Here is a 24,534-nt window from a genome sequence, read left to right as displayed (position 1 = left end):
GTGCTCCTCTCTCCCGTTCCCGCCGCGTGCCCGCGGCTCCCGTCCGCCTCCGCCACGCGCTCACGAGGCCGCCGCGGTCCGCCGCGCGTGGCGGGAGGCGGGGCGGACCAGCCCGTAGTTCTCCCGGAGGGTCCGGCCCTCGTACTCGGTGCGGAACAGCCCGCGGGCCTGCAGGACGGGCACGACGTGGTCGACGAAGTCCTCCAGCCCGCTCGGCAGGAGGGGCGGCATGACGTTGAAGCCGTCGGCCGCCCCGCCGGTGAACCACTCCTCGATCCGGTCGGCGATCTGCTCGGGGGTCCCGGTGACCACGCGGTGGCCCCGGCCCCCGGCCAGGCGGCCGATCAGCTCGCGGAGGGTCAGCCGCTCGCGGCGGGCGAGGTCGGTGACCAGCTTGAGGCGGCTCTGCTGCCCCTCGGTCGCCTGGGGGACGTCGGGCAGGGGCGCGTCGAGCGGATGGCCGGTCAGGTCCACGCCGAGCAGGTTCGACAGCTGCTGCACACCGTAGGCGGGGACGATCAGGTCTTCGAGCTCCTTCTCCAGCCGGAGCGCCTCGCGCTCGGTGGAGCCGATGATCGGCGAGATGCCGGGCAGGACGAGCAGCTCGTCGGCGTGCCGGCCGTACCGGGCCAGGCGGCCCTTGATGTCGGCGTAGAAGGCGCGGCCCTCGGCGAGGGTCTGCTGGGCGGTGAAGACCGCCTCGGCGAAGCGGGCGGCGAACTCCTTGCCGTCCTCCGACGAGCCGGCCTGCACCAGCACCGGGTGGCCCTGCGGGGGGCGGGAGGTGGTCAGCGGGCCGCGCACCCGGAAGTGGGCGCCGGCGTGGTCCAGGGCGTGGATCTTGCCGGTGTCGGCGTACTCGCCGGCGCGGCGGTCGGCCAGGATCGCGTCGTCCTCCCAGCTGTCCCAGAGCGCGGTGGCGACCTCGACGAACTCCGCCGCCCGGGCGTAGCGGTCGGCGTGGGCGGGGCGCTCCCTGCCGAAGTTGTGCGCCTCGGCCTCGCCCGCCGAGGTGACGATGTTCCAGCCGGCCCGGCCGCCGCTGATGTGGTCCAGCGAGGCGAACGCGCGGGCCAGGTGGAACGGCTCGTTGTAGGTGGTGGAGGCGGTCGCGATCAGGCCGATGCGCTCGGTCACGGCGGCCAGCGCGGACAGCAGGGTGAGGGGTTCGAGGCCGGCGAGCGCGTTGTGCCGGACGTTGCCGTGCAGGGCCAGTCCGTCGGCCAGGAAGACCGAGTCCAGCTTGCCCCGCTCGGCGGTCCGGGCGAGGTGCTGGTAGTGCCGGACGTCGGTGACGCGGGCCGGTTCGGTGCGCGGGTGCCGCCAGGCGGCCTCGTGGTGGCCGACGCCCATGAGGAAGGCGTTCAGCCGGAGCTTTCGGGCAGGCGTGCGGGCGGTCATGAGGCGGTGGTCCTCCACGTCGAGAATCGGCGCTCCAGGCGGACGAGGAGCAGGTTGAACAGCAGGCCGAGCACGGAGATGGTGATGATCCCGGCGTACATGTCGGGCACCCGGAAGTTGAACTGGGCGGCGTTGATGAGATAGCCGAGGCCGGCCTTGGCGCCGACCATCTCGGCGGCGATGAGCACGAGGATGGAGGCGGCCCCCGCCAGCCGGACGCCGGTGAAGACGGTCGGGACCGCGGCGGGCAGGATCACCTTCTGGAAGAGCCGGAGCGGGGGCAGCCCCATCGAGCGGGCCGACTTGACCAGCAGCGGGTCCACCCCGCGGACCCCGGCGATCGTGTTGAGCAGGATCGGCCAGGCGCAGGCGTAGACGATGATCGAGACCTTGGAGGTCTCGCCGAGCCCGAGGACCAGCGTGAAGACCGGGAGCAGGGCCAGCGCCGCGGTGTTGCGGAACAGCTCCAGCACCGGGTCGAGCAGCTCGGCGACCGGCCGGTACCAGCCGATGAGCAGGCCGAGCGGCACGGTCACCGCGACCGCCAGCGTGAACCCGGCCAGCGACCGCAGGAGACTGGCCTGCAGGTGCTCGACGAGCTGCCCGGACAGCAGCAGGTCCCACCAGGCGGCCAGGACCTGCGACAGCGGTGTCAGGAACGTCGGGTCGACGACCTCCAGCCGGGGCAGGGACTCCCAGAGCGCCGCCAGGACGGCCAGGGCCGCCGTCCGGCGCAGCAGCGCGGACGCGCCGCGCAGCACCGCCGGGCGCCGTCCGGCGCCGCGCGCGGCGGGGGCCGCGGCGGACGCGGTCGAGCCCGGGGCGGGAACCTCGCGGGCCGGGACCGCGGGCGCCTCGCCGGGACCGGGCGGGGCGACAGGGGCGACAGCGGCCGGAGCGACGGCGGCCGTGCGGGAGGTGCTAGCCAACGGAGGCCACCTCCTCCACGGCCGCGGGGGCGGTCTCGGCGCGCAGCAGACTCCAGATCGTGTGGCGGTACTCGCCGAACGCCGGGTCGGCCCGCAGATCGCCCTCGCGGGAGTCGAAGGAGACGCCGACGACCTGCTTGATCCGCCCCGGCCTGGAGGTCATGACCGCGACGCGCTGGCCGAGGTAGACGGCCTCGTCGATGCCGTGGGTGATGAAAACGATCGTCTTGCCGGTCTTCTCCCAGATCCGCAGCAGCTCCTCCTGGAGCGACTCGCGGGTCTGCGCGTCCAGCGCGGCGAACGGCTCGTCCATCAGCAGGACCTCCGGATCGAACGCCAGGCTGCGGGCGATGGCCACCCGCTGGCGCATGCCACCGGACAGCTCGTGCGGGTAGCGGTCCCCGAACCCGCTCAGGCCGACCAGGTCGAGGTGGTGCCGGGCCCGCTCGGCGCGCTCGCGGCGCGGTACGGCCTTCGCCTCCAGCCCGAACTCGATGTTGCCCAGGGCGGTGCGCCAGGGCAGGAGCGCGTACTGCTGGAAGACGACCCCGCGGTCGAGGCCGGGCCCGTCGACGGGCGCGCCGTCGAGGAGGATCCGGCCGGCGGTCGGCTCGGTCAGGCCCGCGAGCAGGTCCAGGAGGGTGGACTTGCCGCAGCCGCTGGGGCCGACGAGGGTGAGGAACTCCCCCTCCCGCACGTCGAGGTCCACGCCGTCCAGGGCGGTGAAGGTCCGTCCGCCGCGGACCGCGAACGTCTTGCCCACCCCCTCGAAACGGATCTTCATCACTTGCCTCCGAACGGGTTGTAGGCGTTGGTGAACAGGTCCTCGGCCTTGACCTGGCCGGGTTCCAGCTCGCCCTCGCGCTCCAGCCAGCCGATCCAGGTCCGGAACTCCCCGGCGTCGATCACGCCGCCCCTGTTGGCGACGCCGCTGCTCTTCCAGTAGGTGACGGTCGTGTCGTCCTCGTTCCGGCCGCGCCCGGCGATGATCTTCTTGTAGGCGGCGACGACCTCCTCGCGCGGGCGGGTCTGCGTCCACTCGACGGCCTTGGCGAAGGCCTCGACGAACTTCCTGGTGGTCTGCGGGTTGTCCGCGATGAACTTCTCGGTGAGCACGACGCTGCCGGCGGTGAAGGGGCCGAACAGGTCGATGTCCTTGAACAGGGGGCGCAGGCCGCCGCGCTCCAGTGCCTTGTCGCGCAGGATGCCGTTGAGCGCGGCCACGTCGATCTGGCCCTGGCGCAGGGCCTGCTCGGTGTTGACCGGCGGCACGACGACCAGCTCGACCTGCTTGATCTCCTCGGGGGTCAGGCCGCCGCGCTTGAGGTACTCCTTGAGCGCGGCCTCCAGGTGGGCGCCGAGGGTGTTGACGCCGATCTTCTTGCCGATCAGGTCGCGGGGGCCCTTGATCGGCGAGTCCTCGGTCACGAAGTAGCCGACGTAGCTGTCGGCGTCGCTGCCGTAGTAGCCGATCACGGCCTTGATCGGCGCTCCGGCGGCGGCGAGCTTGGCGATGGCGCCGTTGAACGCGCCGCCGAAGTCGGTCTGCCCGGTGGCGGCGGACTGGATGTCCTGGGGGCCGGAGATGGTGTTGCCGACCCACTTGAGCTTGACGGGGGCGAGATAACCGAGGTGCTCGGCCAGCTCGGGGAAGGTGACGGCTCCGACGCTGCCCTGGTAGCGCAGCTCCAGGGTCTCGGGCCCGCCGGGTCGGGAGGCGGCCTGCGCGCCGCAGCCGGCCAGGGAGCCGGCCAGCAGCGCGGAGAGAAGGACACGTCTGGTTCTGATCACGGGAATGGTCCTCACGGGGAATCCGGGCGCGCTCGCGCCTGGCGGCGGGCACCCGGCCGTTGACAGGGATCTCACATCGATGGGGGCGGCGGCATGGGCGTCGGCGGCCATGCCGGGGACGGCGTTCGCGTCAGCTCGTGATCACAGACATTGCGCGCTGACGACGCGGCAGAAGTCCACGTGCGCGCAACGGGTCAGGTAGAGGCCCATGCCCAAGAAGGTACGCACCCCCCGCACGCAAGTCAACATTACCTACTGGTTTTCCATGAAATAGGCCGACGGACCCGGCCCGGGCCCGCCGACACCGGCTCAGCCGACTCCGCGGCGCCCCGCGCCGCCCACGGTCACCCCTCCGGCGCGTGCCGACGGTTCCATTCACCCCTCCGGCACCCCGCGCCGCCCCCGCTCACCCCTCCGGCGCACGCCGGGGCACCCGGCCCGCGCCGGTCACGCCGGGTGCCACAGGTCGGGCGCGCCCGCGCTGCGGCGGAGCCGCCCCCGCTCCTCCAGCCAGACCAGGTGCGCCAGGGTCTCGTTGGTGGCCGCCCGCCGCATGTGCGCCGGGATGGTCTCCCACGGCCGCGACCAGGTCAGCCGGGTGGCCGTCTCCCAGCAGCTGATCCCGCCGGCCCCGCCGACCACCGCCTCGATCTCGGCCAGCCGTGCGGCGTGGTGGGCCACCACGCGGTCGACCCGCTCGGCCAGTTCCAGGAACCGGTACTCGTGTGCGGGCAGCACCTCGTCCACGTCGAGCTTGCCCACCGCGGCCAGCGAGTCGAGGTAGTCGGCCAGCGGGTCGGGCGTCGACTGCGGGTGCACCGCCACGATCGGCGTGATCTTCGCCAGCACGTGGTCGCCGGAGAACAGCAGCCGCCGCTCCCGCTCGGCGAAGCACAGATGCCCCGGCGAGTGGCCGGGCGTCCAGATCGCGTGCAGGTCCCAGCCGGGCAGGTCGAGGCGGTCGCCGTCCTCGATCAGCCGGTCGGGCCCGGCCATGCTCACGAACTGCCGGATCATCATCGAGGCCCCGGCCAGCTCCTCCACGGTCGCCTCCGGCACCCCGGAGCGCTCCAGCAGCAGCCGCTCGCGCTCCACCAGCGCGTCGACCGCCTCGGGGTCGTAGCGGCCGTGGATCAGGGCGGCGTCCGCCGGGTGCAGGCCGATCCAGGCCCCGGAGACCTCGCGGACGCGCCCGGCCAGTCCGTAGTGGTCGGGGTGGATGTGGGTGACCAGGACCGCCTCGACGTCGGTCATCTCGTAGCCTGCGGTCCTCAGCCCGGCGGCGAGCGCGCCGTACGCCTCGTCGGTGTTCCAGCCCGCGTCCACCAGCGCGACCCCGCCGGGCAGTTCGAGCGCGTAGACCAGCACGTAGCGCAGGGGGATGGGCAGCGGCACCGGGATCGACCACAGGCCCGGCCGGACCCGCTCCACCTCCGGCAGCGCCCCGCTCCGCCACGCCTCGCGCTGGGCCTCGCTGGCCGGCGTCACCGCCCGGCCCGCCCGCCCGGAACCTCCGCCCGCCCCCGCGGCCGCCTCCGCCGCGGGCCGCGCGCCCGCTCCGGGGACCGCGCCCGCGTCCGGCGCCGAGGTCTCCGCTCCGCCCGGGTTCGTTCCGCTCGCCACTGGTCCCCCTCATGTCCGGCCCGCCGGCCCCGCCGTCTCCGCGGCCGCCCCGGGCACCACTCGTCGGTCCCGATTCTGCCCGCTGGGCCGAATTATGTTCTACTCCGGGGGCCGGCGATCCGGCGCCCAGCGTCCCATACGGTCGAAATATGAAGCTCGAACGTGAGATCGCCTCCGACGGGCGCTTCGTCCGCCAGGCCAACCGGTTCACCGACCTGATCGAGGAGGGCGGCCCGCACCCGCCCGAGCCCGGCCGCTACCAGATCTACGCCTCCTACGCCTGCCCGTGGGCGCAGCGCGCGCTCATCGTCCGCGAGCTGCTCGGCCTCCAGGACGTCGTCGGCGTGACGATCGTGGACCCGATCAGGGACGACCGCGGCTGGCGCATGCCCGGCGGCGACCCGGTCACCGGGGCCGAGTTCCTCTCCGAGCTCTACCTCGCCACCGACCCCGGCTACCGGGGCCGCTACACCGTTCCCTGCGTCTGGGACCGTACGGCGGAGCGGCTGGTCACCAACGACTACCCGCAGATCACGCTCACCCTGGAGACGGCCTTCGCGCCCTGGCACGCCGAAGGCGCCCCGGACCTGTACCCGGCGGCGCTGCGCGGGGAGATCGACGCCCTCAACGACGTGGTCTTCCACGGCCTGAACAACGGCGTCTACAAGGCCGGCTTCGCCACCTCCCAGGAGGCCTACGACGAGGCGGTCGTGAAGGTCTTCGACACGCTCGGCATGCTGGAGGAGCGGCTGTCGGACGGCCGGCCGTACCTGCACGGCGAGGCGCCGACCGAGAGCGACGTGCGGACCTACACGACGCTCGCCCGGTTCGACGCGGTCTACCACTCGCACTTCAAGTGCGGGATCCGGCGCCTGGTCGACCACCCGGCGCTGTGGGCCTACGCCCGCCGCCTGTACGCGATCCCGGCCTTCCGCGACACCACCGACTTCGACCACATCAAGCGGCACTACTACGTGACGCAGACGAACATCAACCCCACCGGGATCGTGCCGCAGGGTCCCGAGATCGACTGGACGGCCCCCTGACGCGCCGGGCGGGCCGCGCGACCCGCCGGGCGCCGGAGCACGCGGTGAAAGTTTCATCCGACAAAACGGACATCGGGCCGGTCAGCCGGGAGATCGTCGCGCCGGGCCGTTGACGGGGCGGTAACCCGCTGGAAACAATCGGTGCACCCTGTCCGTGGGAGCGCTCCCATACGGTCGTGTCACCCTTCCGAGAAGGACCCCCCGTGATCAGACCACCCGCCTGGCTCGCTCTGTCCCTGTCCACCGCCCTGGCCGCCACCGCGCTGGCCCTGGCCCCCTCGCCCGCCGCCGCGGAACCCGCGGAGGGGCCGGAGCAGATCGTCAACGGCACCTTCGACACCGGCACGGCCCCCTGGTGGAGCACCGCCAACACCGCGCTCGAACACGACGACGGCCGGCTCTGCGCCGACGTCCCCGGCGGCACCGCCAACCCGTGGGACGTCATCATCGGCCAGAACGACATCGCCCTGGCCAAGGACGAGACCTACGCCTTCTCGTTCTCCGGCACGGCCTCCCCCGGCCGGGTCGCCAAGGCCCTCATCCAGCTCCCGGTCGACCCGTGGACCCAGTTCCTGGCGGTCAACCCCGAGCTGAGCGTGTCGGGCAACGACTATTCCTACACGTTCACCTCGCCCGTGGACCTGCCGAACGCCCAGGTGGTGTTCCAGGTCGGCGGCAGCGAGACCCCCTGGAGGTTCTGCGTGGACGACGTCTCGCTCAAGGGCGGGGCCGAGCCCGAGGTCTACGTCCCCGACACCGGCCCCCGCGTCCGGGTGAACATGGTCGGCTACCTGCCCGGCGGCCCGAAGAAGGCCACCCTGGTCACCGAGAAGACCGAGCCGGTCGCCTGGAGGCTGGAGCGCGACGGCGAGACGGTGGCCGAGGGCGAGACCACGCCCCGCGGCGTGGACGCCAGCTCCGGCCAGAACGTGCACTCGATCGACTTCGGCTCGGTCGAGGCCGCCGGCACCGGCTACACCCTCACCGCCGACGGTGAGACCAGCCGCCCGTTCGACATCGCCGACGACCTGTACGGCGGGCTGAAGACCGACGCGCTGAAGTTCTACTACACCCAGCGCAGCGGCATCGAGATCCGCGACGACCTGCGCCCCGGGTACGGCAGGCCCGCCGGCCACCTCGGCGCCGCCCCCAACCAGGGCGACACCGAGGTCCCGTGCCAGCAGGGCGTGTGCGACTACACCCTCGACGTGCGGGGCGGCTGGTACGACGCCGGCGACCACGGCAAGTACGTCGTCAACGGCGGCATCTCCGTCCACCAGGTCATGTCGGTCTTCGAACGCGCCAAGGCCGACGGCACGCACCGCGACGGCGACCTGGACATCCCCGAGAGCGGCAACGGCGTGCCCGACGTCCTCGACGAGGCCCGCTGGGAGCAGGAGTTCCTGCTGAGGATGCAGGTCCCCGAGGGCAGGCCGCACGCCGGCATGGTCCACCACAAGATCCACGACGCGGCCTGGACCGGCCTGCCGCTCCTGCCCCACCTCGACCCGCAGAAGCGCGAGCTGCACCCGGTCTCCACCGCCGCCACCCTCAACCTGGCGGCCACCGCCGCCCAGGCGGCCCGGCTCTTCGCGCCCTATGACGCCGAGTTCGCCGCCCGGAACCTGCAGGCCGCGCGCAGGGCGTGGGCCGCGGCCAAGGCCGACCCGGCCCGCTACGCCGACCCCGCCGACGGGGTGGGCGGCGGCGCCTACAACGACAACGACGTGACCGACGAGTTCTACTGGGCCGCCGCCGAGTTGTACATCACCACCGGCGAGAAGGAGTTCAGGGACTTCGTGCTGGCCTCCCCGCACCACACCGCCGACATCTGGCGCGAGCGGGGCTTCGACTGGGGCAACACCGCCCAGCTCGGCAGGCTCCAGCTGGCGGCCGTGCCCAACGGCCTGCCGGACCGCGCCCGGGTGCGCGCCTCGGTGCTGGAGGGCGCCGACAAGTATCTGGCGGTGCAGGAGGCCCACCCGTACGGCCTGCCGTACAACCCGCCGGACTTCGACTGGGGCTCCAACAACCTCATCCTGAACAACATGGTCGTGATGGCCGTCGCCCACGACATCAGCGGCGAGGCGAAGTACCGCCGGGGCGTGCTGGAGGGCATGGATTACATCCTCGGCCGCAACGCGCTCAACCAGTCCTACGTGACCGGCTACGGCGAGGTCGCCGCCAAGAACCAGCACAGCCGCTGGTACGCCCGCCAGCTCGACCCGTCCCTGCCCAACCCGCCGAAGGGCACCCTGTCCGGCGGCCCCAACTCCGCCATCCAGGACCCGGTCGCCCAGGCCAAGCTGCGGGGCTGCAAGCCGCAGTTCTGCTACATCGACGACATCGAGTCCTGGTCCACCAACGAGCTGACCATCAACTGGAACGCCCCGCTGGCCTGGATCGCCTCCTTCCTCGCCGACCCGCTCCCGGCGGGCGACGTCAAGGTGACCTACACCAACCACGGCCAGTGGCCGGAGGGCTTCAACACCCAGGTCACCATCACCAACACCGGCAAGAAGGCGATCGAGGGCTGGACGCTGCGCTGGTCCTTCCTCGGCGGCCAGCGGGTGCGCCGGCACTGGAACGCCGAGCTGTCCCAGGACGGGGCGGCCGTGACGGCGAAGAACGAGCGCCACAACCGCGTCATCAAGCCCGGCGCCTCGGTCACCTTCGGCTTCATCGGCGCCGAGGCCCCCGGTCCCAACCCCAAGCCGGAGCGCTTCGTCTTCAACGGAACGCTCGCCCGGTGAGCCTCCCCGGCGGGCCCCTCCCCGGGGAGGCCCCGCGGATCCGGCGGGACCCCGCCTGACGGCCCCGCCGGATCCGGGCGGGGCGCCGGGGCGGCCGCACTCCTCCGGCGGCTGCCCCGCCCGCTCCCCCGGGCCGGGGTCCTGCGCCCTACCGCGCCGGGCGCAGGACCCCGCGCCGCCCTCGGCGGCGGTCCCGGCCGTAAACTGACCGGCGTGATCGAGGACATCTGGGTGGACAGGTCCGTCGCCGAGCTCAGGCCGGACTTCGCGGTGCTGGCCATGGGCGTGTACGGCCTGCGCAACGGGCCGAGCGACGACCGGTCCCGGGCGTGGCTGGCCGAGGCTGCCGACCGGGCGGTGGCGGTGGACGACCCCAGGGTCGAGGCGTGGCGGCAGGCGTACCGGGCCTTCGGCGCCAAGCCGCAGCGGACCCGGCCCTCGGTGGACGCGCTGGTGCGGCGGATGCCGCTGCCGGAGATCAACCTGGTGGTGGACGCCTACAACGTGGTCAGCGTCACCCGCGGCCTGCCGATCGGCGGCGAGGACCTGACTCGCTACGAGGGCCCGGCCCGGCTGGTCCGGGCGGCCGGCGACGAGCCGTTCGAGGTCGTCGAGAAGGGCGCGCCGGCGATCGACCACCCGGAGATCGGCGAGGTGGTCTGGCGGGACGACCGGGGCGTCACCTGCCGCCGGTGGAACTGGCGGCAGTGCGTGCGGACCCGGATCACCGAGGAGACCTCCGACGCGCTCTTCCTGCTGGAGCGGCTGGCCCCCATGTCGCTGGAGGAGCTGCGGGCGGCCGGCGACGAGCTGACCGTCCTGCTGGAGGAGATCACCCCCGGGCTGCACGTGGAGACCCGGCTTATCACCGCGGCGCCGGAGGAGACGGCCTGACGGCGGTGCGGGCCACCCGTCATCCCACCGTCATCCCACCGCCGCCTCGGCGTCGCCCTCCCGTCACCTCGGCGCCACCCCCCGAGAGTGACCGGTTTGAGGGGTTATGAGAGGATCGCGTGGGGGGTTGCGGCCGGAATGGCGCAGGCCCGAGTCCAGGAGAGTAGCCTTGGACAGGTTCTCTTAATCAACGCCGATCTGCGGAAGAGGGCGATTTCCGCCGTGTCGTCTGAGTCGTCGCGGACAAACCCGCTGGCAGCCTTTGGTCAGAACGAATGGCTTGTCGACGAGCTGTACCAGAAGTACCTCCAGGACCCCGAGTCGGTGGACCGGGCCTGGTGGAACTTCTTCGCTGACTACACCCCTGATTCCGGGTCCGGCAGAGCCGCGGCCCAGGGGGCGGCCACCGCCGCTCCCCCGACCCCCGCCACGGCCCCGGCGACCCCGGCCGCCGCGACGACCACCCCCACCCCCACCCCCACCCCCGAGGCTCCCGCGGCCCCGGCGGCCCCGGCCGCCGCGAAGGCCCCGGTGGCCAAGCCCAAGCAGGAGACGCAGTTGCCCGCCGGTGCCGAGGAAGTCCGACTCCGTGGTGCGGCCGCCAGGACCGCCGCCAACATGGAGGCCAGCCTCGTCGTGCCGACGGCCACCAGCGTGCGGGCCGTGCCGGCGAAGCTGCTCATCGACAACCGCATCGTGATCAACAACCACCTGTCGCGCGGCCGCGGCGGCAAGGTGTCGTTCACGCACCTGATCGGTTTCGCGGTCGTGCGGGCCCTGGCGGCCCTGCCGGAGATGAACCACTCCTACGCCGAGGTCGACGGCAAGCCGGTGCTGGTCAAGCCCGAGCACGTCAACCTGGGCCTGGCCATCGACATCTCCAAGGGCGGCACCCGCCAGCTCCTGGTCCCGTCGATCAAGGCCTGCGAGCAGATGAACTTCCGCCAGTTCTGGACCGCGTACGAGGACGTCGTGCGCAAGGCCAGGGCGGGCAAGCTCACCGTCGAGGACTTCGCGGGCACCACGATCTCGCTGACCAACCCGGGCACCATCGGCACCGTGCACTCGGTGCCGCGCCTGATGCCGGGCCAGGGCGCGATCATCGGCGTCGGCGCGATGGAGTACCCCGCCGAGTACCAGGGCGCCTCCCCCGAGACCCTCTCCCGCCTGGCGGTGAGCAAGGTCATGACCCTCACCAGCACCTACGACCACCGGATCATCCAGGGCGCCCAGTCGGGCGACTTCCTGCGCCAGATCCACCGGCTCCTGCTGGGCGAGGAGGGCTTCTACGACGAGGTCTTCGAGTCGCTCCGCATCCCCTACGAGCCGGTCCGCTGGGTCCAGGACATCTCGACCACGCACGACGACGACGTGGCCAAGTCCGCCCGCGTGCTGGAGCTGATCCACGCCTACCGGGTCCGCGGCCACCTGATGGCCGACACCGACCCGCTGGAGTACAAGCAGCGCAAGCACCCCGACCTCGACATCAAGTCGCACGGGCTGACCCTGTGGGACCTGGAGCGGGAGTTCGCCACCGGCGGCTTCGGCGGCAAGCCGCTGATGAAGCTCCGCGACATCCTCGGCGTGCTGCGCGACTCCTACTGCCGCACCATCGGCGTGGAGTACATGCACATCCAGAACCCCGAGGAGCGGGCCTGGATCCAGGAGCGGGTGGAGCGCCCGCATGCCAAGCCCGCCCGCGAGGAGCAGCTGCGCATCCTGGAGCGGCTCAACACCGCCGAGGCGTTCGAGACGTTCCTGCAGACCAAGTACGTCGGGCAGAAGCGCTTCTCGCTGGAGGGCGGCGAGTCGCTGATCCCGCTGGTCGACTCGGTGCTCTGCGCCGCCGCCGAGGACGACCTCGACGAGGCCGTCATCGGCATGGCCCACCGCGGCCGCCTCAACGTGCTGGCCAACATCATCGGCAAGTCCTACGGCCAGATCTTCGGCGAGTTCGAGGGCAACATCGACCCGCGGACCGCGCACGGCTCCGGCGACGTGAAGTACCACCTGGGCGCCACCGGCGACTTCGTCTCGCCGGACGGCTCCAAGATCAAGGCCTCGGTCGTGGCCAACCCGTCCCACCTGGAGACGGTCGACCCCGTCCTGGAGGGCATCGTCCGCGCCAAGCAGGACCTGCTGGAGCGCGGCGAGGAGGGCTTCACCGTCCTGCCGCTGCTCATCCACGGCGACGCGGCCTTCGCCGGCCAGGGCGTGGTGGCCGAGACCCTCAACCTGTCGCAGCTGCGCGGCTACCGCACCGGCGGCACCGTGCACATCGTGGTCAACAACCAGGTCGGCTTCACCACCAGCCCGGCCAGCTCCCGCTCCAGCGTGTACGCCACCGACGTCGCCCGGATGATCCAGGCTCCGATCTTCCACGTCAACGGGGACGACCCCGAGGCCGTGGTCCGGGTCGGCCGCCTGGCCTTCGAGTACCGCCAGGCGTTCCGCAAGGACGTGGTGATCGACCTCATCTGCTACCGGCGGCGCGGCCACAACGAGGCCGACAACCCCAGCTTCACCCAGCCGCTGATGTACGACCTGATCGACGCCAAGCGGTCCACCCGCAAGCTCTACACCGAGGCGCTGATCGGCCGGGGCGACATCACGGTGGAGGAGGCCGAGAGCGCGCTCCGCGACTACCAGGCCAAGCTGGAGAACGCCTTCGCCGAGACCCGCGAGGCGACCAAGGAGGACCGGGCCGGCGAGCTGGCCCGCCCGGCGGACCTGGAGGCCATCCCCTGGTCCCACGAGGACACCCCGACGGGCGTCAGCGAGGAGACGATCAAGCGGATCGTCGACACGCAGCTCAACCTGCCGGAGGGCTTCACCGTCCACCCGCGCCTGCTCCCGGTGATCCAGCGCCGCGGCCAGATGGTCGCCGAGGACCGCATCGACTGGGGCATGGGCGAGACCCTGGCCTTCGGCTCGCTGCTGATCGACGGCCACCCGGTCCGCCTGGTCGGCCAGGACTCCCGGCGCGGCACCTTCGTGCAGCGGCACGCGGTGCTCGTGGACCGCGTCACCGGCGAGGAGCACACGCCGCTCAAGGCGTTCAACCAGGGCACCACGAAGTTCTACGTCTACGACTCGCTGCTCAGCGAGTACGCCGCGCTCGGCTTCGAGTACGGCTACAGCGTGGAGCGCCCGGACGCCCTGGTCTGCTGGGAGGCGCAGTTCGGCGACTTCGTCAACGGCGCCCAGTCCGTCATCGACGAGTACATCACCGCGGGCGAGCAGAAGTGGGGCCAGCGCTCCAGCGTGACCCTGCTGCTGCCGCACGGCTACGAGGGCCAGGGTCCGGACCACTCCTCCGGCCGCATCGAGCGCTTCCTGCAGATGTGCGCCCAGGACAACATGACCGTGGCCCAGCCGACGCTCCCGGCCAACTACTTCCACCTGCTGCGCTGGCAGACGAAGTCGAACCGGCGCCGCCCGCTGGTCGTCTTCACGCCCAAGTCGCTGCTGCGACACAAGGCGGCGGTCTCGCCGGTCTCCGACTTCACCTCCGGCTCGTTCAAGCCGGTCATCGGCGACACCACGGTGGACCCGGCGGGCGTGCGCACGGTCGTGCTCTGCTCCGGCAAGATCTACTACGACCTGGCCGCGGCGCGCGACGCGCAGGGCCGCAGTGACGTGGCGATCGTCCGGCTGGAGCGGCTCTACCCGTTCCCGGCGAACCCGCTCACGGCCGAGCTGGACCGCTACGGCGACGTCGAGCTGATCTGGGCGCAGGACGAGCCGGCCAACATGGGCCCGTGGCCGTTCCTGACGCTCAAGATGGCGGAGAACCCGCTGGTGTTCGGCGGCCGGCCGATCAAGCGGGTCTCGCGCAAGGCCAACTCGTCCCCGGCCACCGGCTCGCACTCCACGCACGAGGCGGAGCTGCGCCAGATCCTGGCCGAGATCTACGGCGGCTGACCCGTACGGCTCCGCGGAGCCGTACGGGCCTTGTTCGAGGATCATCCGGAGGGTCCCCCGCAGCACGCTGCGGGGGACCCTCCGCTGTCAGGAGGAGAGGCGATGTACTTCACCGACCGGGGCATCGAGGAGCTCGTCACCCGCCGCGGCGAGGAGGAGGTCAGCATGACCTGGCTGGCCGAGCGGCTGCGCGAGTTCGTGGACCTGAACCCCGACTTCGAGATCCCGGTGGACCGGCTGGCCACCTGGCTGGCCCGGCTGGACGACGACGAGGAGTAGGCCTTCCGGCGGGGCGGTCCGCCGGGGCCTTCCGCCGGGGGGCGCCCGGTCCGCCGGGGCACTTCCGCCCGGGTGCGGGGACCACCCGGAGGCCAAACGAGATATATCTTGACCTACCGCATGACGCGACATATCGTGTCTTCACGAGGAGGTCGCAGACATGCGCGAATGGACCATCGACGAACCCCGGCAGCTGACGTTCGATCCGGTGAGCCTGCTGAACGTACGGATCGTGGCGGGCAGGCTCGCGGTGCTGGCCAGCGACGGCCCGCCCGCCTTGGAGGTCACCGAGGTCGGCGACCGGCCGCTGCTCGTGACGCACGACGCCGACGGCGCGCTCACCGTCACCTACGAGGACCTCACCTGGAACAACCTGCTCAACTGGCTGCGCCCCGGACACCGGGAGAGCGTGCTGACGCTGACCGTGCCGAAGGACTGCCCGGTCAACGCCGGGGTGGTCTCCGCCTCGGCCGTCGTCGCCGGTTTCGAGGGCCGGACGGCCGTCAAGAGCGTCTCCGGCGAGATCGTGCTCGACGGGGTGAGCGGCGAGGTCCACGCCGACACCGTCTCCGGCGCGGTGGAGAGCCGCAGCCTGGTCGGCGACCTGTCCTTCAAGAGCGTCTCGGGCGACCTGACCGTCGCCCGGGGCACGCCCCGCCGCCTGAAGGCCACCACCGTCTCCGGCCGGATCACCGCCGACCTGGAGCTCCCGCCGACCGGCCACGTGACGCTGAACAGCGTCTCCGGCGAGATCGTGGTGCGGCTCCCGCGTACGGTGGAGACCGACGTCGCGATCCGCTCCGCCTCGGGCCGGGTCAGCACCGCCTTCCCCGAGCTCGGCCAGGTGGTCCAGCCCGGCAGGAAGAGCGTCACCGGCCGCATCGGCGGAGGCATGGCGTCCGTCTCCGTCACCACCGTCTCCGCCGACGTCACGCTCCTGAAGGGAGACCCGTCATGACCGCGACCGCCCCGCACACCCCGGACGGTGCCCGGCAGCCGGGCGGGGAGGCGTCATGAGCCCCGTCTTCGGCCACGGCCGACTCCGGCTCTACCTGCTCAAGCTGCTCCAGGAGAGCCCGCGCCACGGCTACGAGGTGATCCGGCTGCTCCAGGACCGCTTCCTGGGCGTCTACTCCCCCTCGCCCGGCACGATCTACCCGCGCCTGGCCCGGCTGGAGGAGGAGGGTCTGGTCACCCACGAGGTCGTCGCCGGCAAGAAGGTCTTCACCCTCACCGAGGCGGGCCGCGCCGAGCTCGAATCGCGGCTGGACGAGCTGGCGGAGCTGGAGCAGGAGATCTCCGACTCCGTCCGCGACATCGCCCGCGAGGTCAAGGAGGACGTGCGCGAGACGGTCAGGTCCCTGCGCGAGGAGCTGACGCAGATGGCCCGCGACGTGCGGCAGAACGCCAAGCAGGAGGAGCACCGGACCGAGGACGGGTTCCGGCGCGCCAGGCGGGAGCAGAGGGCCGACTGGCGGCGGTTCAAGGACGAGTGGAAGCACGGGAGCGACCACTGGAAGCGCGAGTGGACCCGCGAGTGGCAGCGGGAGGCCGACCGCTGGAAGCACGAGTGGGAGCGCATCTGGGCCGCCGGCTTCACCGGGCACGGCTCGCCCGACGTCGACGCCCGCCTCGGTCGGATGCTGGCCGAGTTCGTCGAGGAGGTCCGCGGGAGCGCGGCCGGCGGGCGGGTGACCGAGGAGACCCTCGCCACCGCGCAGGACGCGCTCTACGAGGCCGCCCGCCGGATCCGCGACGCCCTGCGGTGATCCTCTGCGGTCCGCCCCGCCTCTGCTGAGGGCGGGGCCGCCGCTCCCCGCCCGGAGGGACGCGCCGGCACGGGACCGGAGGCGGTCCCCGCTCAGAGCGTGAAGACGATCTTCCCGAAGAGCTCTCCCCCGTGCATGGCCGCGAAGCCCTCGCGGGCCTCGGCCAGCGGGAGCGTCCGGTCGATCACCGGCCGGGTGCCGGTCTGCTCCAGGAACCGGGCCAGCCGGGCGAGCTGGTCCCGCGTCCCCATCGTCGAGCCGACCACGGACAGCTGCAGGAAGAAGACCCGGTTCAGGTCGGCCGGGGGCACCGCGCCGCTGGTCGCCCCGGAGACCACGATCCGGCCGCCCGGCCGCAGTGACTTGAGCGAGTGGGCCCAGGTGGCCTGGCCCACCGTCTCCATGACCGCGTCCACCCGCTCGGGCAGCCGGGCGCCCGGCTCGAAGACCTGGTCGGCGCCGAGCTCCAGGGCCCGCGCCCGCTTGGCCTCCGACCGGCTGGTGGCCCAGACCCGGTAGCCGCCGGCCCGACCCAGCGCGATCAGCGCGGTGGCCACGCCGCCGCCCGCCCCCTGGACCAGCACCGTCGAGCCGGGCTCCAGCCCGGCCTTGTCGAACAGCATCCGGTAGGCGGTCAGCCACGCGGTGGGCAGGCAGGCCGCCTCCTCGAACCCGAGCGCGGCGGGCTTGGGCACGAGGTTGCGCCGGGGCACGGCGACCCGCTCGGCGAAGGTGCCGTCGTGCGTCTCCGAGAGCAGGGAGCGCTTCGGGTCGAGCGTCTCGTCGGACCCGGTGCCGATCACCGAGTGCACGATGACCTCGTTGCCGTCCTCGTCGAGCCCGGCGGCGTCGCAGCCGAGCACGATGGGCAGGCGCTCCTGCCGGATGCCCACGCCCCTGAGCGTCCACAGGTCGTGGTGGTTGAGGGCGGCGGCCTTCACCGTGACGGTGGTCCAGCCGTCCGGGACCTTCGGTTCCGGGTGCTCGCCGAGCGTCAGCCCGGCGAGAGGGTTGTCGGGATCGGTCTGCGTTGCGGTTACGGCGAACATGGCCGCACCCTACGCTCCCGCCCCCTGCCGCCCGCGACCCCACCCCGCGCTCGCCCGCGCCGTGTCCCCCCGGCCATGCTCCGGCCGTGATCCGCGGCCGCGGCCCGCCGCCGTGGTCCCGGACGCGCCCCCGGCCCGCCGGGACGCCCGCGGGGCGGCTCACCAGGTCGCGACGTTCACCTGCCCGTCGGCGGCCAGGCGGACGCGCCGTCCGACGAGCTCGGCGGCCTCGGCCTCGGCGACGAGGCCGGGCTCGCGGACCACGGCGTGCGCGCGGCCCCCGCCGGGCAGGTCCACCACGAGGACACCGCGCTCGGCCGCGCCGTCCCGGCCGTGCGCGACGGTGTAGCCGGCGACGGTCGCCTCCCCGGAGCAGGTGCCGGCGATCGGCACCGGCTCGGCGACGTGCACCGGCTCGCCCGCCCCGCGCAGCATGCCGGGCCCCGCACCGCCCCGCCGGAACGCCTCACCCGGCTCGGTGGACCAGACGGCCCAGCTGTGCTTGGTCAGGTGCATGCCGACCCCGGTGACCAGGCCGTGCCCCGGCTCGGCGCGCAGCCGCTCGGCCATCGCCGCGGTGGAGTGCAGCACGTAGACGCTGACCGGGGCCCCGGCGTACGGCAGGCCGCCGGTGACCGTCAGCCCCCGCCCGTCCAGCGGGTCCAGGCCGGTGGCGGCGCAGGCCGCGCGGAGGGCGATCGCGAAGCAGCTGTAGAGGTCGAGCGCGCCGATCTCGTCCAGCCCGGTGCCCGCCCGGTCGAGGGCGTGCCGCGCGGCGGCCGCCATCGCGGGTGACCCGCCCAGCACCGGCCGGGCCGCCACCTCCCAGGTGTCCTCGGCGTAGGCCCAGCCCCGCAGGTATATCCGGCGTCCGGCGGGGACGCCGAGCCGGTCGGCGAGCCCGGAGCTGACCATGATGAGCGCGGCGGCCTGGTCGACGTCCATGAACGCCACGGTCCGCTTGGTGTACGGCCAGCCGACGAAGCGGTTGTCCGGGCCGGGGACGACCAGCTCCTCGGGGGTCCGGGCCGTGCGGTGCCAGGCGTGCGGGTTGGCGGCGGCGACGCGGCTCATCGGGGCCATCATCCGGCCCCGGTCCCGCATCTCGTCCTCGACGGACTCCCCGGCGGCCGCCCGGCGCGCGGTCTCCATGACCGGGTAGGTGTGCACCGGCAGGAAGAACTCGTGGGCCAGCTCGGCCGGGTGCGGCGGGCGCTCCCAGCCGTAGGGGGGCCTGGGGTGGGCCCGGTGGCTCCAGGCGGGCTTCTCCCCGGCCCTGCGCAGCGCCCGGCGGGTGGCGAGCGCCTCCCCTCCGGCGACCAGGGCGGCGTCCATCTCCCCGGCCGCGATCGCGGCGGCGGCGGTGCCGAGGAGCGTCTGCGGGGCCGTACCGCTCACCGCGGAGTAGGCGCGGTGGCGGGGCGCGGCCTTGAGGCGTTCGGCGAGCCGGGCGACCGGGTCGTCGTACTGCCAGGACTCGGTGTAGACGAGCTGGATCGAGTCGAGGCGCCCCAGCAGGCTGGGGACTCCGGCGTCGGCGGCGGCCCCGCGGGCGGCCAGCTCCCACAGGTCCAGCGGCTCCGGGCCCGGCTGGTCGCGGACGGTGTGCTGCGCGACACCGACGAGGCAGGGGGTGCGAGGGTCCACGCTCATGCGCCACATCCAACCAGAATGTCGTTCTGTTTGATAGTGCGGACGTGCGCCGAGTTACCGGAGAAACCTCCGCCGACGACTGGTGACGGTGATGCGCCGGATGCCTTGCAGGCCATCCCAGAGCCACCGTGAGCTGCGAGGATGCCCATCTGTTAAATGATAGCGAAAAGGCATTCAAATAACGGGATCGCATCGGACGGAACCGTCCCATGCTTTTTCCCGTCAATTCATCGCTGAACTCGTGATCGATTCAGTAGCGTTCCGATCGCTTTCCCGGCGGCGGGAGGTCCCGCCCGCCGCCGAAGACGAAAGGAGCCCCATTGAATCCCCGAGCACGGCGCCTCACCGTCCCCCTCACCGGCCTCCTCCTGGTCGCCGGAGCGATGGGCGCCACCTCCGCCGGCGCGAGCGCGGCGAGCACCCCGGCCGCCGCCGCGGCCACCGCCACGACCACCACTGCGGCCGTCACCGCGGCCCCGGAGGACGTGGTCACGTCCGCGGCGTCGGAGACCCCGACCCAGGCGGCCTCCTTCTGGTCGCCGGAGCGCATGCGCAAGGCCACCGACGCGACCGGCGCCCTCGAACTCAGCGTCAAGGGCGGCACGGCGTCCCCGGCCGCCGGGCCGGACGGCAGGGCGGGGTCCGTCCCGCCGATCGGCGCGCAGGGCAAGAGCACCAAGAGCAAGCAGGTCAACCTGCCCAACACGGTCGGCCGGGTCTTCTTCACCCTGCCCGGCGCCGACCCGAAGGACGCGAAGAGCTGGAAGTACTGCTCCGGCACCTCGGTCCAGGGCAAGTACCGCAACGTGGTCGCCACCTCGGCGCACTGCGTCTACGACGTGAAGACCAACCAGTTCTACGACAACTGGGTCTTCATCCCGTCCTACTGGGACGGGAACCAGGCCTGGGACGGCAAGAACCCGTACGGCGTCTACGCCGCCAGGTGGTTCAACGCCCACGACGACTTCGTGGTGAAGGAGGACTACGACTACGACTACGCCTTCGTCAACGTCCACTCCGGGACCAAGGTGAGCTGGGAGAAGGGCACCGACGGCAGGTGGAAGCCCGTCGTCAAGAAGGTCGGGCGGCTCGGCGACAACGTCGGCGGCCAGGGCTTCGCCTGGAACCAGAAGGTGAAGAACAAGGTCTTCTCCTTCGGCTACCCGGCCGGACCGCACCCGGACGGCGACAAGCCGTTCAGCGGGCGCACGATGAAGTGGTGCTACGGCACGACCGCTCCCATGCCCGCCGCGCCGAAGTACAACATCCAGGAGCACGCCGGCTTCAAGTGCGCCTTCACCGCGGGCGCCAGCGGCGGGCCGTTCCTGATGAAGTACAAGAGCTCCAGCCGGACCGGCTACCTGGTCGGCGTCAACAGCGTCGCCTGGGACACCGACAAGAACGACCGCTACGACCGGATCTCCTCGCCGTACTTCAACGGCGAGACCCACCAGGTCTACAAGGTCGCGGCCAACCGCTGGACCCCGTGACGCCGCGCGGGTGACGGCAGAGGTGTGACGACGGCCGGCCGCAGGCCATTCGACCGGCCGCCGCCCCCGGGGACCCGGTCCGGACGGACCGGGTCCCCTCCGCGCGCCGCCGCCCGGATCGGCTCGCACGACGCGGGACCGCGGAACGGGCGCCCGCGGGATCCCCGGCACCCGGCCCGGAGCCGGTGGTCGAACCGCGGACCGCGTCCGCCGCCCCGTCCCGGCCGCGCCTGCCGGGCGGCGCGGCACCGGAGTTGACAGCGGACCGGAGAGCGCGGACGGATGGGTTGCCTGCGGACCCCACCCGCCGGAAGTGTGGAAGGTTCCAGCCGGAGTGGGTGGAGACCTCGCGGGAGCGGTGACCCGCGCGGCGTCTGCGCAGCTCAGCACGGCCGTACGGCGCGCCGCCCGTCGGCCGGGCGATCAGGGCAGGATCAGACGCCGGTCGAGATCTTTCGGTTCCCTTGATTCAGTAACGAAAAAGTAACGGTCCATACCGATGCCGGATTATCGCCTCTTTACACCTTCTTTGCTGAGTACGGTCTCCTCTTGTCTCTTTACGTACGCGTGAGCAACCCGAGCGCTCATGACAAAGAAGGAGCTACCGTGAACCCCCGAGTCAAGCACCTCGCCCTCCCCCTGGGAGGTGCTCTCGTGGCCACCTCCGTGGCCGGCGCCGCCTTCACCGGCACCGCCTCGGCCGAGCCCGACCTGAAGTCGGTGGCGCTGACGCCGTCCGCCAACGCGAAGGCCGTCGCGGGCTACTGGACCCCCTCGAAGCTGAAGTCCGCGAAGACCTACCTCTCCGAGTCCACCGCCACCGGCAGGCTCAAGGTCGGCGGGAGCCACGCCTCCGCCGACGGCAAGGCCGGCACCGTCGCCCCGACCGGCGAGGGCGGCAAGTCCGCGGGCAGGTCCAAGAACGTCAACCTGCCGATCACCGTCGGCAAGGTCTTCTTCCTCGACGACAAGGGCCAGGAGCGCTGGTGCTCCGGCACCTCGATCCAGTCGAAGTACCGCAACCTGGTGGCCACCGCCGGCCACTGCGTCTACGACACCGACACGAACAAGCCCTTCAGCAACTTCGTGTTCATCCCCGGCTACTACCAGGGCAAGGCTCCCTGGGGCATCTACGTCGGCGCCAGGGTCAACATGCACCACGACTTCGACGTCTACGAGGACTACGACTACGACTACGCCTTCGTCAACGTCTACAACGGCATCAAGCAGGCGGGCGTGAAGGAGGTCAACAAGTCCACGTACACGGCCGCCAAGGGCTTCAAGTACACCGAGGACAAGGCGATCTCCAAGGAGGACTTCGAGAAGGGCTACGAGCGTTACGGCGAGGACGGCCCCTACTGGAAGAAGGCCGCCGACCCGACCGTCGAGACCGTGGCCAAGCCTGCCGACGCCGCGAAGTACCTCGAGGAGTACATCGCCACCGGTCGCAACGGCGTCAAGCTGACCGCCGTCGAGGTCGTGGAGAGCGTCTACGACAAGGCGCCCAACGGCCTGGAGAACGGCTACAAGTTCGAGCGCAAGACCGTCAAGACGCCGATCAGCAAGGAGGAGTACGACAGGCTCCGCAAGCAGAAGGCGGACGGCGGCTTCCTCGGCAAGCTCGAGGCCACCAAGGATGTCAACGGCAACGAGATCGCCTGGTTCCAGACCCGGTACTTCGTGAAGAAGTGGGTCAAGACCACGGTGAAGGAGCTGTACTTCCACACCCGGTACTTCGTGATCGTCATGGCAGACGCCGGCCGGCTGGGCGACAACGTCGGCGGCCAGGGCTTCGCCTGGAACCAGAAGCTCGGCAAGAAGGTCTTCACCTTCGGCTACCCGGCCTACGCCCACCTCGACGGCAACAGGCCCTACAGCGGCCACACCATGAAGTGGTGCTACGGCACGACGGGCAACGCCCCGGACGTGCCGAAGTACAAGGCCCAGGAGCACCAGGCCATCAAGTGCGCCTTCACCCCCGGCGCGAGCGGCGGCCCGTTCCTGCTGCAGTACAAGAACAGCAAGCGGACCGGATACGTCAACGGCGTCGTGAGCCTCACGATCGACAGTGACGGCAACGACCGCTACGACCGGGTCACCACGCCGTACTTCAACGGTGAGACCTACGAGGTCTACAAGCGCGCCGCCAACCGCTGGACCGGCAGGCTCCCGGTCTGAGGCGTGAGGGTCTGATGCGGGGAAAGGGTCCGGCCGTCACCGGGCCCTTTCCTGCCTTGACGGGGCTCTTACGCCCCGGGGAGCACGCTGGACCGGATGACGGCACCAGAGCAGATCATGGCAGCAAGCTGCACAAAATCCAGTTGATCTGGAAAAATCACCCTTTACGTCCCTCGCTCCGTACCTCGACCCCCGAAAGGACCTCCCTCATGCCCCCCCGCGTCCGGCGGCTCACAGCCACACTCGGCGCTCTGGTCGCCGCCTGTGTGACCGCCGTGTCCGCCTTCCCGGGGGATGCCGAGGCCAGTCCCTACGACGGGGTACCGAACGGCGTGACCTCCGTCACGCTGACCCGCAGCGCCGCGGACATGAAGCGGATCGCGGAGTACTGGAGCCCTACGCGGCTCAAGCAGGCCCAGAACAACGCTCCGGCGATTCCCCAGGTCAAACCCAGCGACGGCGCCTCGTCTCCACCCCCGGCCTCCCCGGTCCCCAGCGCCACGGCCAAGGCCACCGCCGCCACGGCCACCGCGACCGCCGCCGGTGAGCAGACCACGACCACGACGACGGCCGAGGCGCCTGCCACGACCGGCTCGGCCCCGACGGTCCAGCCGACGGTCCCGCGGAAGCGGGCGGCGGCCACCGGCACCAAGCCCATCACCGTCGGGAAGGTGTTCTTCCGGATCGGCGACAAGGACTACTGGTGCTCCGCCTCGTCGGTGGCCTCCCCCAACCGGAACCTGGTCGCCACGGCGGCGCACTGCGCCTACGACGCCAAGCTGGCGAAGCCCGCCGAATACTGGATCTTCATTCCGGGCTACGACAAGGGCGACGCCCCGTACGGGATCTACGTGGGCCACTCCCTCAACCTGCACGAGAGCTTCGTCGGCAGGGGCGACTACGACTACGACTACGCCTTCGTCACGGTGCACAACGGGTTCCGCTGGAAGCCGGGCAGGACCGCCGGCTCCTACGAGATGGAGACCGTGGGCAGCCTGGAGGACAACGTCGGGGGACAGGGCCTGGCGTTCAAGCGCGGCACCGGCAGGTACACCTTCGCCTTCGGTTACCCGGCCGACGCCTACCTCGACGGCAGCAAGCCGTTCAACGGCCAGGAGACCAAGTGGTGCGACGGTCGCACCGGCAAGCGGATCGCTCCCACCTACCTCGTCGAGTACGGCATCGCACTGAAGTGCGGGTTCACCGCCGGTGCCAGCGGCGGACCGTGGCTGATCGGCTACGACACCCAGCGCGCGCTGGGCTATCTCAACGGCGTCAACAGCTTCGCCTGGGACACCGACGTCAACAAGCGCGTCGACCTGATCTCCTCGCCCTACTTCTCCTCGTCGACCTACGTGGTCTACCGGTACGCGGGGAGCCAGCGGGTCACCTGAGCCACCGGACTGTCTCCGGACACGGCACGGAACGCATGCGAAGGGCCCCGGTGAACACCGGGGCCCTTCGCATGGAGCCGTTAGACGTGGCGGAGCCCGGATCGGTGCCACCGGTTCGATGTGATCTGCACCACATGTTCGCCATAACGCAGCGCACCCGACCGATCACGCCACATCCGCACCACTTACCACGCCCTTATGTTGATCTGCGAAAACGCGACACCCCAGGTCTCATGTCGCGGACAGCCTCAAACCTCAGATCATGTAACGAAACGATATCGGCCCAAAGAGGTCCTACATCGTCCGCCGGATCGGCTTCCGCTTTTCAAGATCGGGCCTGTATGTTCCTGGCTATCCCTTT

17 protein-coding genes are annotated in these 24,534 nt (G+C 71.6%); 10 read left to right on the top strand and 7 right to left on the bottom strand.

The annotated features are described in order from the left end of the window. Nucleotides 1-60: 60 nt before the first annotated feature. From ABD823_RS17035 to ABD823_RS17015, 5 genes are all read right to left on the bottom strand, one after another. Entirely contained in the window at nt 61-1,401 is a 1,341-nt protein-coding gene (locus tag ABD823_RS17035; RefSeq protein ID WP_344860636.1) for an LLM class flavin-dependent oxidoreductase, read from the bottom strand. Beyond that, nucleotides 1,398-2,330: an ABC transporter permease gene (locus tag ABD823_RS17030; RefSeq protein WP_344860634.1), complete on the bottom strand. Its 933-nt coding sequence runs from the start codon at nt 2,328-2,330 to the stop codon at nt 1,398-1,400. Before ABD823_RS17030 ends, ABD823_RS17035 begins: the two co-directional genes overlap by 4 nt. Beyond that, complete coding sequence (locus tag ABD823_RS17025) at nt 2,323-3,114, bottom strand: ABC transporter ATP-binding protein (protein WP_344860631.1); 792 nt, start codon at nt 3,112-3,114, stop codon at nt 2,323-2,325. Before ABD823_RS17025 ends, ABD823_RS17030 begins: the two co-directional genes overlap by 8 nt. Beyond that, on the bottom strand, nt 3,114-4,121 hold the full coding sequence (locus ABD823_RS17020) for an ABC transporter substrate-binding protein (protein WP_344860629.1): 1,008 nt from the start codon (nt 4,119-4,121) through the stop codon (nt 3,114-3,116). The genes ABD823_RS17025 and ABD823_RS17020 overlap by 1 nt, the downstream gene beginning before the upstream one ends. A gap of 447 nt (nt 4,122-4,568) precedes the next feature. Beyond that, nucleotides 4,569-5,744 carry an MBL fold metallo-hydrolase gene (locus ABD823_RS17015; RefSeq protein WP_344860626.1) on the bottom strand — a complete coding sequence of 392 codons (1,176 nt, stop codon included), beginning with the start codon at nt 5,742-5,744 and terminating at the stop codon, nt 4,569-4,571. 149 nt (nt 5,745-5,893) lie between these two features. Here ABD823_RS17015 and ABD823_RS17010 point away from each other — a divergent pair, with 149 nt between their 5' ends. The 7 genes from ABD823_RS17010 to ABD823_RS16980 all read left to right on the top strand — a co-directional run bounded on the left by ABD823_RS17010 (nt 5,894) and on the right by ABD823_RS16980 (nt 16,409). Further along, nucleotides 5,894-6,790, top strand: coding sequence for a glutathione S-transferase family protein (locus ABD823_RS17010; RefSeq protein WP_344860624.1), 897 nt, complete (start codon nt 5,894-5,896; stop codon nt 6,788-6,790). Nucleotides 6,791-6,993: 203 nt separating this feature from the next. After that, nucleotides 6,994-9,543 carry a glycoside hydrolase family 9 protein gene (locus tag ABD823_RS17005; RefSeq protein ID WP_344860622.1) on the top strand — a complete coding sequence of 850 codons (2,550 nt, stop codon included), beginning with the start codon at nt 6,994-6,996 and terminating at the stop codon, nt 9,541-9,543. A gap of 213 nt (nt 9,544-9,756) precedes the next feature. Further along, nucleotides 9,757-10,437 carry a B3/B4 domain-containing protein gene (locus ABD823_RS17000; protein ID WP_344860619.1) on the top strand — a complete coding sequence of 227 codons (681 nt, stop codon included), beginning with the start codon at nt 9,757-9,759 and terminating at the stop codon, nt 10,435-10,437. Between the two features lie 222 nt (nt 10,438-10,659). Beyond that, nucleotides 10,660-14,361, top strand: a complete 3,702-nt coding sequence (locus tag ABD823_RS16995; protein WP_344860617.1) for a multifunctional oxoglutarate decarboxylase/oxoglutarate dehydrogenase thiamine pyrophosphate-binding subunit/dihydrolipoyllysine-residue succinyltransferase subunit — start codon at nt 10,660-10,662, stop codon at nt 14,359-14,361. Between the two features lie 102 nt (nt 14,362-14,463). Then, entirely contained in the window at nt 14,464-14,640 is a 177-nt protein-coding gene (locus tag ABD823_RS16990) for a DUF6104 family protein (protein ID WP_344860615.1), read from the top strand. Nucleotides 14,641-14,800: 160 nt separating this feature from the next. Continuing rightward, nucleotides 14,801-15,598 (top strand): DUF4097 family beta strand repeat-containing protein, encoded by a 798-nt coding sequence (locus ABD823_RS16985; protein ID WP_344860613.1) that lies wholly within the window; start codon nt 14,801-14,803, stop codon nt 15,596-15,598. A 55-nt stretch (nt 15,599-15,653) separates the two neighbouring features. Further along, complete coding sequence (locus tag ABD823_RS16980; protein ID WP_344860611.1) at nt 15,654-16,409, top strand: PadR family transcriptional regulator; 756 nt, start codon at nt 15,654-15,656, stop codon at nt 16,407-16,409. Between the two features lie 92 nt (nt 16,410-16,501). Here the strand turns inward: ABD823_RS16980 and ABD823_RS16975 are convergent, their stop codons facing one another. Continuing rightward, nucleotides 16,502-17,458: a zinc-binding dehydrogenase gene (locus ABD823_RS16975; RefSeq protein ID WP_344860609.1), complete on the bottom strand. Its 957-nt coding sequence runs from the start codon at nt 17,456-17,458 to the stop codon at nt 16,502-16,504. Between the two features lie 159 nt (nt 17,459-17,617). After that, complete coding sequence (locus ABD823_RS16970; protein ID WP_344860607.1) at nt 17,618-19,111, bottom strand: acetyl-CoA synthetase; 1,494 nt, start codon at nt 19,109-19,111, stop codon at nt 17,618-17,620. A gap of 320 nt (nt 19,112-19,431) precedes the next feature. Here ABD823_RS16970 and ABD823_RS16965 point away from each other — a divergent pair, with 320 nt between their 5' ends. The 3 genes from ABD823_RS16965 to ABD823_RS16955 all read left to right on the top strand — a co-directional run bounded on the left by ABD823_RS16965 (nt 19,432) and on the right by ABD823_RS16955 (nt 24,173). Next, nucleotides 19,432-20,601, top strand: a complete 1,170-nt coding sequence (locus ABD823_RS16965; RefSeq protein WP_344860605.1) for a trypsin-like serine peptidase — start codon at nt 19,432-19,434, stop codon at nt 20,599-20,601. Between the two features lie 606 nt (nt 20,602-21,207). Beyond that, complete coding sequence (locus ABD823_RS16960) at nt 21,208-22,779, top strand: trypsin-like serine peptidase (protein ID WP_344860602.1); 1,572 nt, start codon at nt 21,208-21,210, stop codon at nt 22,777-22,779. A 209-nt stretch (nt 22,780-22,988) separates the two neighbouring features. Further along, the gene (locus ABD823_RS16955) at nt 22,989-24,173 is read left to right on the top strand and encodes a trypsin-like serine peptidase (RefSeq protein ID WP_344860600.1); all 1,185 of its coding nucleotides are present in this window, start codon (nt 22,989-22,991) and stop codon (nt 24,171-24,173) included. Nucleotides 24,174-24,534: the final 361 nt, after the last annotated feature.

This window comes from Planomonospora alba (assembly GCF_039534085.1).
GTDB classification, from domain to species: domain Bacteria; phylum Actinomycetota; class Actinomycetes; order Streptosporangiales; family Streptosporangiaceae; genus Planomonospora_B; species Planomonospora_B alba.
This window is presented reverse-complemented; position numbering and strand designations above follow the sequence as displayed.